General features: G+C 43.4%; 5 protein-coding genes, 4 tRNA genes and 3 rRNA genes. 1 reads left to right on the top strand and 11 read right to left on the bottom strand.

The features are described 5' to 3' along the window. Window positions 1–43: 43 nt before the first annotated feature. Entirely contained in the window at window positions 44–862 is an 819-nt protein-coding gene (hdfR, locus tag WH390_RS11075; protein WP_032114310.1) for an HTH-type transcriptional regulator HdfR, read from the top strand. A gap of 250 nt (window positions 863–1112) precedes the next feature. Here the strand turns inward: hdfR and WH390_RS11080 are convergent. The 11 genes from WH390_RS11080 to pepQ all read right to left on the bottom strand — a co-directional run bounded on the left by WH390_RS11080 (window position 1113) and on the right by pepQ (window position 11106). Further along, window positions 1113–1188, bottom strand: a tRNA-Trp gene (locus WH390_RS11080). A gap of 6 nt (window positions 1189–1194) precedes the next feature. Beyond that, a tRNA-Asp gene (locus tag WH390_RS11085) sits at window positions 1195–1271 on the bottom strand. 47 nt (window positions 1272–1318) lie between these two features. Beyond that, window positions 1319–1434: ribosomal RNA gene (rrf, locus tag WH390_RS11090) — 5S ribosomal RNA — on the bottom strand. Between the two features lie 154 nt (window positions 1435–1588). After that, window positions 1589–4490: ribosomal RNA gene (locus WH390_RS11095) — 23S ribosomal RNA — on the bottom strand. Between the two features lie 338 nt (window positions 4491–4828). After that, a tRNA-Ala gene (locus WH390_RS11100) sits at window positions 4829–4904 on the bottom strand. A 67-nt stretch (window positions 4905–4971) separates the two neighbouring features. Beyond that, window positions 4972–5048 (bottom strand) — tRNA-Ile (locus WH390_RS11105). Window positions 5049–5114: 66 nt separating this feature from the next. Further along, window positions 5115–6655: ribosomal RNA gene (locus WH390_RS11110) — 16S ribosomal RNA — on the bottom strand. Together the 16S, 23S and 5S rRNA genes with 4 tRNA genes alongside form the textbook arrangement of a ribosomal RNA operon. A 468-nt stretch (window positions 6656–7123) precedes the next feature. After that, on the bottom strand, window positions 7124–7651 hold the full coding sequence (hemG, locus tag WH390_RS11115; protein WP_032116191.1) for a menaquinone-dependent protoporphyrinogen IX dehydrogenase: 528 nt from the start codon (window positions 7649–7651) through the stop codon (window positions 7124–7126). Window positions 7652–7678: 27 nt separating this feature from the next. Continuing rightward, window positions 7679–9130: a Trk system potassium transporter TrkH gene (gene trkH, locus WH390_RS11120; RefSeq protein ID WP_032116190.1), complete on the bottom strand. Its 1452-nt coding sequence runs from the start codon at window positions 9128–9130 to the stop codon at window positions 7679–7681. Between the two features lie 30 nt (window positions 9131–9160). Beyond that, entirely contained in the window at window positions 9161–9772 is a 612-nt protein-coding gene (locus WH390_RS11125) for an IMPACT family protein (protein ID WP_032116189.1), read from the bottom strand. Continuing rightward, window positions 9772–11106: a Xaa-Pro dipeptidase gene (gene pepQ / locus WH390_RS11130; RefSeq protein ID WP_032116188.1), complete on the bottom strand. Its 1335-nt coding sequence runs from the start codon at window positions 11104–11106 to the stop codon at window positions 9772–9774. Before pepQ ends, WH390_RS11125 begins: the two co-directional genes overlap by 1 nt. Window positions 11107–11317 lie beyond the last annotated feature (211 nt).

Genomic DNA, 11317 nt, shown 5'->3' on the forward strand with positions numbered 1-11317 from the left:
CAAAACATTTAAATCGTTAAGATTAAAAATTTTGGAGTTTGCTGTGGATACTGAATTATTAAAAACTTTTTTAGAAGTTAGTAAAACCCGACATTTTGGTCGAGCAGCCGAATCATTATACCTTACACAATCAGCGGTAAGTTTTCGAATACGTCAATTAGAAACGCAATTAGGTACTATTTTATTTGCCCGTCATCGCAATAATATTCGTTTAACTGCCGCAGGCGAACGTTTGATTCCCTACGCTGAATCGTTAATAAATACCTGGCTACAAGCTAAAAAAGAAATTTCTCATCAATCATTACACCCAGAATTTTCAATAGGCTCAACAATATCACTATGGGAAGGATGCTTAACAAATTGGATACAACTTATCTATCAAAAACACAAAGAGCTTCATCTTGAATGCAGAATATCCACGCGACAATCTTTAGTAAAACAGCTTCATTCACGCGAACTTGATTTACTTATTGCAATCGAACCGCCAAAAATGGATGAATTTGAAAGCACCATTATTGGTGAAATAAAATTACAATTAATGACAAATAAAAAAAATTTAACTCTGTCGAGATTCAATTACATCAAACTTGAATGGAGTCCTGATTTCAATACCACTGAAAAATCATCTTTAGTTGAAAATTCGCCGACACTACTTACAACATCAGCTAATCTTGCGCGGGAGCTATTATATCCAACAAAATCTGCCTCTGTTTTACCAATTCATTGGCTTAATCAATATCATGAATTAAAAACACTATCGAAAGTTGTCTATAGCAAACCAATTTATGCTATTTGGTTACAAAATAATGGAAAAGAAACGTTTATTGATAAATTAGCAAAAATACCTATTAAGAATAACTAATTATGAATAAGTAAAATATAAACTTTTAGTTACATGACCTATCATTAACAAAAAATATCTATTATGGCTAAAAGTACAAAAACGATCCTGGTCTTTTTATATCTAATATTTACCAAAAATAATATGATAGGACAGAAATACATCAATTTTAATAACTAGAAATTAAAATGGCTTTGGGCGGCTTATAAAAAAACCCAGTCTGTTAAACTGGGTTTTTAATATTTAATAATATTATCTATAAAGCCGTAAATGGCAGGGGCGGAGAGACTCGAACTCCCAACACCCGGTTTTGGAGACCGGTGCTCTACCAATTGAACTACGCCCCTAATAGGTGGCGGTGCGGACGGGGCTCGAACCCGCGACCCCCGGCGTGACAGGCCGGTATTCTAACCAACTGAACTACCGCACCACCCGATTCATTTCACTAACGGTCTTTCCCATTAGTATTAAATTAAAGTCTGGCAGCTCCCTACTCTCACATGGGGAGACCCCACACTACCATCGGCGCTACGGCATTTCACTTCTGAGTTCGGCATGGGGTCAGGTGGGACCACCGCGCTATTACCGCCAGACAAATTCTTTTCTATTTATCCCGTCTCATTTCGCTGCCTTACAGGCTGCTCACCTACCTCAGTAGCAAACACACCTCGGCCTTCAGCAAAATTCGACCAGATTCAATCTCAAAACAAGCTAAAATTCTCTCTCCAAAAACACCTTCGGTGTTGTCAGGTTAAGCCTCTCGGGTCATTAGTACTGGTTAGCTCAACGTATCGCTACGCTTACACACCCAGCCTATCTACGTCCTCGTCTCGAACACCCCTTATAGGACATTACTGTCAGGGAAGACTCATCTTGAGGCAAGTTTCCCGCTTAGATGCTTTCAGCGGTTATCTCTTCCGCACTTAGCTACCAGGCGATGCCATTGGCATGACAACCTGTACACCAGTGGTGCGTCCACTCCGGTCCTCTCGTACTAGGAGCAGCCCCCCTCAATCTTCCTTCGCCCACGACAGATAGGGACCGAACTGTCTCACGACGTTCTAAACCCAGCTCGCGTACCACTTTAAATGGCGAACAGCCATACCCTTGGGACCTACTTCAGCCCCAGGATGTGATGAGCCGACATCGAGGTGCCAAACACCGCCGTCGATATGAACTCTTGGGCGGTATCAGCCTGTTATCCCCGGAGTACCTTTTATCCGTTGAGCGATGGCCCTTCCATTCAGAACCACCGGATCACTAAGACCTACTTTCGTACCTGCTCGCGCCGTCACGCTCGCAGTCAAGCTGGCTTATGCCTTTGCACTAACCTCACGATGTCCGACCGTGATTAGCCAACCTTCGTGCTCCTCCGTTACACTTTGGGAGGAGACCGCCCCAGTCAAACTACCCACCAGACACTGTCCTCAGCCCGGATTACGGGCCCAAGTTAGAACATCAAACATTAAAGGGTGGTATTTCAACGTTGGCTCCATGCAGACTGGCGTCCACACTTCAAAGCCTCCCACCTATCCTACACATCAAGGCTCAATGTTCAGTGTCAAGCTATAGTAAAGGTTCACGGGGTCTTTCCGTCTTGCCGCGGGTACACTGCATCTTCACAGCGAGTTCAATTTCACTGAGTCTCGGGTGGAGACAGCCTGGCCATCATTACGCCATTCGTGCAGGTCGGAACTTACCCGACAAGGAATTTCGCTACCTTAGGACCGTTATAGTTACGGCCGCCGTTTACTGGGGCTTCGATCAAGAGCTTCGCCTTACGGCTTACCCCATCAATTAACCTTCCAGCACCGGGCAGGCGTCACACCGTATACGTCCACTTTCGTGTTTGCACAGTGCTGTGTTTTTAATAAACAGTTGCAGCCAGCTGGTATCTTCGACTGGCTTCAGCTCCGGATGCTAGACCCTTCACCTAATGCCAGCGTGCCTTCTCCCGAAGTTACGGCACCATTTTGCCTAGTTCCTTCACCCGAGTTCTCTCAAGCGCCTGAGTATTCTCTACCTAACCACCTGTGTCGGTTTGGGGTACGATTAATGATTACCTATCGCTTAGAGGCTTTTCCTGGAAGCTGGGCATCAACTACTTCACCACCTTGGTGGCTCGTCATCACGTCTCAGTGTTGTAGCAGTGCGGATTTGCCTGCACTACCCACCTACTCGCTTAAACCGGGACAACCGTCGCCCGGATAGCCTAGCCTTCTCCGTCCCCCCTTCGCAGTAACCCTTAGTACGGGAATATTAACCCGTTTCCCATCGACTACGCTTTTCAGCCTCGCCTTAGGGGTCGACTTACCCTGCCCCGATTAACGTTGGACAGGAAACCTTGGTCTTTCGGCGAGCGGGTTTTTCACCCGCTTTATCGTTACTTATGTCAGCATTCGCACTTCTGATACCTCCAGCAGACCTCTCAGTCCACCTTCTACGGCTTACAGAACGCTCCCCTACCCAACAACATCTAAATGTCGCTGCCGCAGCTTCGGTGCATGGTTTAGCCCCGTTACATCTTCCGCGCAGGCCGACTCGACCAGTGAGCTATTACGCTTTCTTTAAATGATGGCTGCTTCTAAGCCAACATCCTGGCTGTCTAAGCCTTCCCACTTCGTTTCCCACTTAACCATGACTTTGGGACCTTAGCTGGCGGTCTGGGTTGTTTCCTCTTCACGACGGACGTTAGCACCCGCCGTGTGTCTCCCGTGATAACATTCTTCGGTATTCGTAGTTTGCATCGGGTTGGTAAGTCGGGATGACCCCTAGCCGAAACAGTGCTCTACCCCCGAAGATGAATTCACGAGGCGCTACCTAAATAGCTTTCGGGGAGAACCAGCTATCTCCCGGTTTGATTGGCCTTTCACCCCCAGCCACAAGTCATCCGCTAATTTTTCAACATTAGTCGGTTCGGTCCTTCAGTTAGTGTTACCCAACCTTCAACCTGCCCATGGCTAGATCACCGGGTTTCGGGTCTATACCCTGCAACTTAACGCCCAGTTAAGACTCGGTTTCCCTACGGCTCCCCTATGCGGTTAACCTTGCTACAGAATATAAGTCGCTGACCCATTATACAAAAGGTACGCAGTCACACCCTTTCGGGTGCTCCCACTGCTTGTACGTACACGGTTTCAGGTTCTATTTCACTCCCCTCGCCGGGGTTCTTTTCGCCTTTCCCTCACGGTACTGGTTCACTATCGGTCAGTCAGGAGTATTTAGCCTTGGAGGATGGTCCCCCCATATTCAGACAGGATAACACGTGTCCCGCCCTACTCTTCGAGTTCACAACACTTACCGTTTCAGATACGGGGCTATCACCCTTTATTGCCGGCCTTTCCAGACCCTTCTCCTGCGGTAAATATTGATGTTGACTCTGGGCTGCTCCCCGTTCGCTCGCCGCTACTGGGGGAATCTCGGTTGATTTCTTTTCCTCGGGGTACTGAGATGTTTCAGTTCCCCCGGTTCGCCTCGTTTGACTATGAATTCATCAAACGATAGTGCATTAATGCACTGGGTTTCCCCATTCGGACATCGCCGGCTAGTACGCTTCATATCAGCTTACCGACGCTTTTCGCAGATTAGCACGTCCTTCATCGCCTCTGACTGCCTAGGCATCCACCGTGTACGCTTCATTCGCTTAACCTCACAACCCGAAGGTGTCTCTTATCAAATAATAGAGAAGCGTCATGGCTGCGCCGTGCGAAATTTTTTGTTGTGCGGTGCTCGTCATGCTCACGTACTTATGTACGCTGCGCTGACTGCGCGCCTACGCCGCAAATTTCACCCTGCTCGCTCATGCTACTCGTCTGCCTATTTGAATAACACTTCAAATTGGAGTTTTGAGAGTTCTCCACACTATTTTTTCAATAATGTGTGTTTCAATTTTCAGCTTGTTCCAGATTGTTAAAGAGCATTATTATTCGCAGCATACTGTTGCCAGCCTGCTCTGAATAACTTTTTTTCTATTTTTATCTTGCAATATGGTGGAGCTAAGCGGGATCGAACCGCTGACCTCCTGCGTGCAAAGCAGGCGCTCTCCCAGCTGAGCTATAGCCCCATTAAGATTGTCGTATCATTACACCTTACTGCTAACCTTGCCTTTCAGCCACTTCCGTCAGCAATGTTGGTAGGCCTGAGTGGACTTGAACCACCGACCTCACCCTTATCAGGGGTGCGCTCTAACCACCTGAGCTACAAGCCTAATGATACCTTCTGCTCAATCTTCATCAGACAATCTGTGTGAACACTCACATTCCATCTATCTAGGTAAGGAGGTGATCCAACCGCAGGTTCCCCTACGGTTACCTTGTTACGACTTCACCCCAGTCATGAATCACAAAGTGGTAAGCGCCATCCAAAAGGTTAAGCTACCTACTTCTTTTGCAACCCACTCCCATGGTGTGACGGGCGGTGTGTACAAGGCCCGGGAACGTATTCACCGCGACATGCTGATCCGCGATTACTAGCGATTCCGACTTCATGGAGTCGAGTTGCAGACTCAATCCGGACTTCGACGTACTTTCTGAGTTCCGCTTCCCATCGCTGGCTCGCCTCTCTCTGTATACGCCATTGTAGCACGTGTGTAGCCCTACTCGTAAGGGCCATGATGACTTGACGTCATCCCCACCTTCCTCCGGTTTATCACCGGCAGTCTCCTTTGAGTTCCCGACCGAATCGCTGGCAACAAAGGATAAGGGTTGCGCTCGTTGCGGGACTTAACCCAACATTTCACAACACGAGCTGACGACAGCAATGCAGCACCTGTCTCAGCGTTCCCGAAGGCACTCCTCTATCTCTAAAGGATTCGCTGGATGTCAAGAGTAGGTAAGGTTCTTCGCGTTGCATCGAATTAAACCACATGCTCCACCGCTTGTGCGGGCCCCCGTCAATTCATTTGAGTTTTAACCTTGCGGCCGTACTCCCCAGGCGGTCGATTTAACGCGTTAGCTCCGGAGGCCACAGTTCATGACCACAACCTCCAAATCGACATCGTTTACAGCGTGGACTACCAGGGTATCTAATCCTGTTTGCTCCCCACGCTTTCGCACATGAGCGTCAGTCTTTGTCCAGGGGCCGCCTTCGCCACCGGTATTCCTCCACATCTCTACGCATTTCACCGCTACACATGGAATTCTACCCCCCTCTACAAGACTCTAGTTAACCAGTCTTGAATGCCATTCCCAGGTTAAGCCCGGGGATTTCACATCCAACTTAATTAACCGCCTGCGTGCCCTTTACGCCCAGTAATTCCGATTAACGCTCGCACCCTCCGTATTACCGCGGCTGCTGGCACGGAGTTAGCCGGTGCTTCTTCTGTCGCTAACGTCAATTGCTAAGGTTATTAACCTTAATACCTTCCTCACGACTGAAAGTACTTTACAACCCGAAGGCCTTCTTCATACACGCGGCATGGCTGCATCAGGCTTGCGCCCATTGTGCAATATTCCCCACTGCTGCCTCCCGTAGGAGTCTGGGCCGTGTCTCAGTCCCAGTGTGGCTGATCATCCTCTCAGACCAGCTAGAGATCGTCGCCTAGGTGAGCCATTACCCCACCTACTAGCTAATCTCATATGGGTTCATCCGAAGGTGTGAGGCCTGAACGGTCCCCCACTTTGCTCCTTAGAGATTATGCGGTATTAGCCACCGTTTCCAGTGGTTATCCCTCGCCTTCGGCCAGATCCCCATACCTTACTCACCCGTCCGCCGCTCGCCGGCAAGGAAGCAAGCTTCCTTCCGCTGCCGCTCGACTTGCATGTGTTAGGCCTGCCGCCAGCGTTCAATCTGAGCCATGATCAAACTCTTCAATTAAAAGCTTGATGCTCAAAGAATGTTTTACTGACCGTAACGCCCTTTTATTCAACCCGCTTTGCCGATGTTTGACCACCTTCGCCGCTGCCGTCCAAAATAACGTTACTGCATATTAGTTCATATATGAATTAACTGTTTTGTCACTCTTCAAGACTTTAAAATCAAATATTTTTTGATGATGTCTTGCGAGTGCCCACACAGATTGTCTGATTAATTGTTAAAGAGCGTGCGACCTAGGCCGCGAGGTGGCGTATATTACGCTTTTCACCTGTAAAGTCAAGTAGTTATTTCTACTTTTCTTTACCCTGCGTCAAGAAAATTCAATTCAATTGATTCGTTCTATACTGACTCAGTGGGGGCGCATTATAGGCAGTTTTACGCAGCTAGCAAGCAATAATTTGTAAACTTTAGTCGTTTGCTCTTTTTTTCGACAAAAAGCAGAAAAAATAGCAATTTTTAATCAAATTTTTATTTAAGCGCATTAAATTCACGCGCAAAGTATTCGACTTTTTGCCAATCAGTATATTCAACCTCTTTATTTGTATTCGTTTCTCCACCTGTTATTTTCATAATAAATTGGATCATAATACGATCTAACCATTTATATTGGGGATAACGTAGCGCTCCGGCAAACACATTAGTAATAGTTGGTTGCCACGGAATTTTAGTTAAAAATTTACGTACATAAACATTTGTTTCAGGTGTATCTTTGCCTTGTTTTCTGGCCGTTAAATTAACGCCAAAAAATGCACTTGGCATAGTATTCAACTCTTTTTGGTGATTTTGCACAAAACTCAACACTGCAGGATTAAAATGACCATAACGGATTGAAGCACCGACTAATACTTTTTGGTAGACAGAAAGATTAAAATTTTTATCCATATTTAAATCTCTAACATCACATTGCTTACCTTCTTTACGTAAATATTCAGTAATTTTAAGTATTATTTTTTTAGTCTGACCATTTTCACCAGAATAAAGTAGCAAATAGCTCATGTGTTACCTATAAAATTATATAAATGATTATTCCCGCCAAAAGGTTGGAGTGAAAAGAACAAGTAAAGTGAACACTTCCAATCGACCAAATAACATAGTGACTATTAGGATCCATTTTCCCGTTGGATTCATGGTAGTAAAGTTTTCAGCTACCGAGCCTAATCCTGGCCCTAAATTATTCAGTGTTGCCGCAATTGCAGCAAAAGCTGAAAACTCATCTACACCGGTAGCAATTAACAATAATAAACTTATAATAAAAACCAATGCATAAGCAGAAAAAAAACCCCAAACAGCTTCAATAATACGTTCAGGTAATGCCCTGGAGCCTAATTTTATCGTGTAAACAGCATTTGGATGTACTAACCGTTTTAACTCCCGTGAACCCTGCAAGAATAATAGTAAAATTCGAATAACTTTTAATCCACCTCCGGTTGATCCTGCACACCCACCGACAAAAGCAGCACAAAGTAACAATATCGGTAGAAAAAGCGGCCAATTTGCAAACCCATCGGTACTAAAACCGGCTGTTGTTGCGATAGAGACAACCTGAAAAAAGGCTTGATCAAATGTTTGTAATAGAGAGTCATAAACTGAATGATATAGAAGTACTAACGTACAAATGATTATCAAAACTATTTGAAAACCGATAAATACTCTAAATTCAGGATCACGCCAGTAAATTGTCAGACTACGGCCAGATAATACGGCAAAATGAAGACCAAAATTACAGCCAGAAATCAGCAAAAAAATAGCAATAATGGTATTAATAGCAGGGCTATTAAAGTAGCCAATACTTTGGTCATGAGTAGAAAATCCACCAATAGCGACAGTAGAAAAACTATGGGAGATAGCATCAAAAACATCCATGCCAGCGCCCCATAATGCTATCGCGCAGACTATAGTAAGCAAAACATAGATTAACCAAAGTGTCTTTGCCGTTTCTGCAATCCTTGGACGCATTTTATTGTCTTTAAGTGGGCCAGGCATTTCTGCCCGATAAAGCTGCATTCCACCTACGCCTAATAAAGGTAATATGGCTACCGCTAAAACAATAATTCCCATACCACCTAACCACTGTAGCATCTGTCGATAAAAGAGTATTGCTTTGGGTAAAGTGTCTAACCCAACCAATGTGGTTGCTCCAGTTGTTGTTAAACCGGAAAAAGATTCAAAAAAAGCATCGGTAACCGAAAGATGAGGCCGATCAGAAAAAATAAAAGGTAGTGCTCCAACACTACCTAACACGGTCCAAAAAAGGGCGACTATCAGAAAACCTTCTTTAGGTTTTAGATCATGCCGATTGTTTCTATTTGGTATCCATAGTAACAATCCGATAATTAATGCCGCAACAAAGGTTTGGCTAAAGGCGCGTCCTGCTCCATCTCGATAAATCAATGCCACTATGCCGGGAATAATCATAGTGACAGAAAATAAGATAACAAGTAGCCCAACAATTCGGGTTATTGCTCGAAAATGCATGAGTGGTTCCTTGAGAATCTAGTCATAACATTAAGATTTAGGGGTTAAATTTAATGCGCCTCTACTTAAATTACGTAATTTATCCGCAAACTTTTGTTCAACATTGATAGGTAGTGAAATTTCTAATATCACATTTTCACTATATTCTCGCGCTAGGATCTGCCCTGCTGATTGTTGTATTAATTGCTCAATCATTTTTATATGCACATATTCACAATGTATTAAATAATATTTTTGTAGCACTTTTTGCTGGGTGTTTAAGAGGTTAAGTGCATGTTGAACACTGTTACCATAGGCTCTAACCAAGCCCCCAGTTCCCAATTTAATACCGCCAAAATAACGCACCACAACGACAGTAATTTCACCAATATGGCTAGCTAATAACTGAGTGATCATCGGCTTACCTGCCGTTCCTGTTGGCTCACCATCATCGGAAAAACCTAATTTTTGGCAATCATCAGGCCTACCAGCAACATAGGCCCAACAATGATGGCGAGCATCAGGGTATTTATGTTTGATAGTTTGGATAAAATTTTTTGCTTCTGCAATTCCATCAGTATGTTCCAAATAAGTAATGAAACGGCTTTTTTTAATCTCTTCGGTAACAACAACCGACTCTGCGGGTATCAAATAAGCATTCATTATTTTAAATGTAAATTACGTGTCATATTTTCAACTTTATTCTCATATATGATGATATTATCTTCGATACGAATACCACCATAGGGCATAAAGGACGCAATTTTAGACCAGTTAAAATATTTACTAAACGATCCTTCGCGCCAAGGAGCTAATAGTGTCTCGATGAAGTAGAGACCAGGTTCAATAGTTAATACCATACCAGGTTGTAAGATCCGAGTGCAACGTAAGAAAGGATAACATTCTGGTGCAGCCAAAGACTCTCCCGTTTCATCCTGCATCAATCCACCAACATCATGAACTTGTAATCCCAAAAGGTGGCCTAAGCCATGTGGGAAAAATGGTGTTGTAAGCCCTTTTTCTATCATTGTCTCTACACTGATATTGCAAATAATGCCATGATCTAGCAATAAAGATGCAATATGTTGATGCATCTGTTGATGATATTCAGTATAGCGAATACCGGTTTTAATTGTATCGATCAATATCTGCTGTTTACTATCCAAGCCGTTAATCAAATTAGCAAATTCATCATTATTTTTAGCCGCATAAGTACGCGTAATATCTGCGGCATAACCGTGATATTCAGCGCCCGCATCAATTAAAAAACTATACATTTTCTTTGGTGGCTGATATTTCAATTTAGTGTAGTGGAGTACTGAACAATTTTCATTGAGTGCAATAATATTACTGTATGGCACGTCGATATCTCGCTGACCTGTTGCCTGCAAGTAACTAACATTAATATCAAATTCACTCGCTCCCTGATAGAAATCCTCACTAGCGGCATGATGACCAGCTATTGCCATTTTCTGCGCTTGTTGTAAGCAACTCAATTCATAATTGGTCTTATAAGCCCGATGAAAATGAAAATAATCTAATACCGATTTGCTATTAATATTAACCGCTGAAATACCTAATTCTTTAGCTAGATCAATAGATTCACCAATATAACCAGTATGTTTTTTATCTAACTGAAATAACCATTTTTTAATATCATTAGCCTCCTTTAAATGGAACAACTCAAACTCTTTTAGCCAAAAGCTGTCCGGTAGAGGATCAATACTATGCCAATAATCAATTGGAGAATAAAACCACAGTTTCGGTTTGCTAACTCCATCAACTAATAACCAACAATGGGCAACTTGAGTAATAGGTAGCCAAGCTTTGAAATGTGGATTAGCTTTGAATGGATAATGGTAGTCATCAAGAAAAACGCCTTTCGGCTCTCCAGAATGGATAAGTAAGACATTCAATTTATTATTTTTCAAAACATTCTGGGTACGTTGCTGCAATGTTTTAATATGTTCTTGATATTGACTAGCAAAATTTTCCATTTTTAGTTCACCTGTTATTTTTATCTCTAATATTCAGCAAAATATCAGATTAAATATTATCATTAATTTAATAAATGCTTTTCCCCAACTAAAGTGTCTCATTTTTATCAATAAAAACAAATAAGTAAGTATTAGCGCGGTTTTCAATAACCCATAGAATTTGTTGTGATCAGGCTAGCATATTTTTTATACTTAATTTGCATTTTTTTAA

It is taken from the genome of Candidatus Arsenophonus nilaparvatae (assembly GCF_045346035.1).
In the GTDB taxonomy this organism is placed as follows: Bacteria; Pseudomonadota; Gammaproteobacteria; order Enterobacterales; family Enterobacteriaceae; genus Arsenophonus; species Arsenophonus nilaparvatae.

What these genes read in the sequence shown, in the direction of transcription:
- WH390_RS11125 (WP_032116189.1), bottom strand. Translation starts at nt 9,772, where the DNA reads ATGAATGCTTATTTGATACCCGCAGAGTCGGTTGTTGTTACCGAAGAG.
- trkH (WP_032116190.1), bottom strand. Translation starts at nt 9,130, where the DNA reads ATGCATTTTCGAGCAATAACCCGAATTGTTGGGCTACTTGTTATCTTA.
- pepQ (WP_032116188.1), bottom strand. Translation starts at nt 11,106, where the DNA reads ATGGAAAATTTTGCTAGTCAATATCAAGAACATATTAAAACATTGCAG.
- hemG (WP_032116191.1), bottom strand. Translation starts at nt 7,651, where the DNA reads ATGAGCTATTTGCTACTTTATTCTGGTGAAAATGGTCAGACTAAAAAA.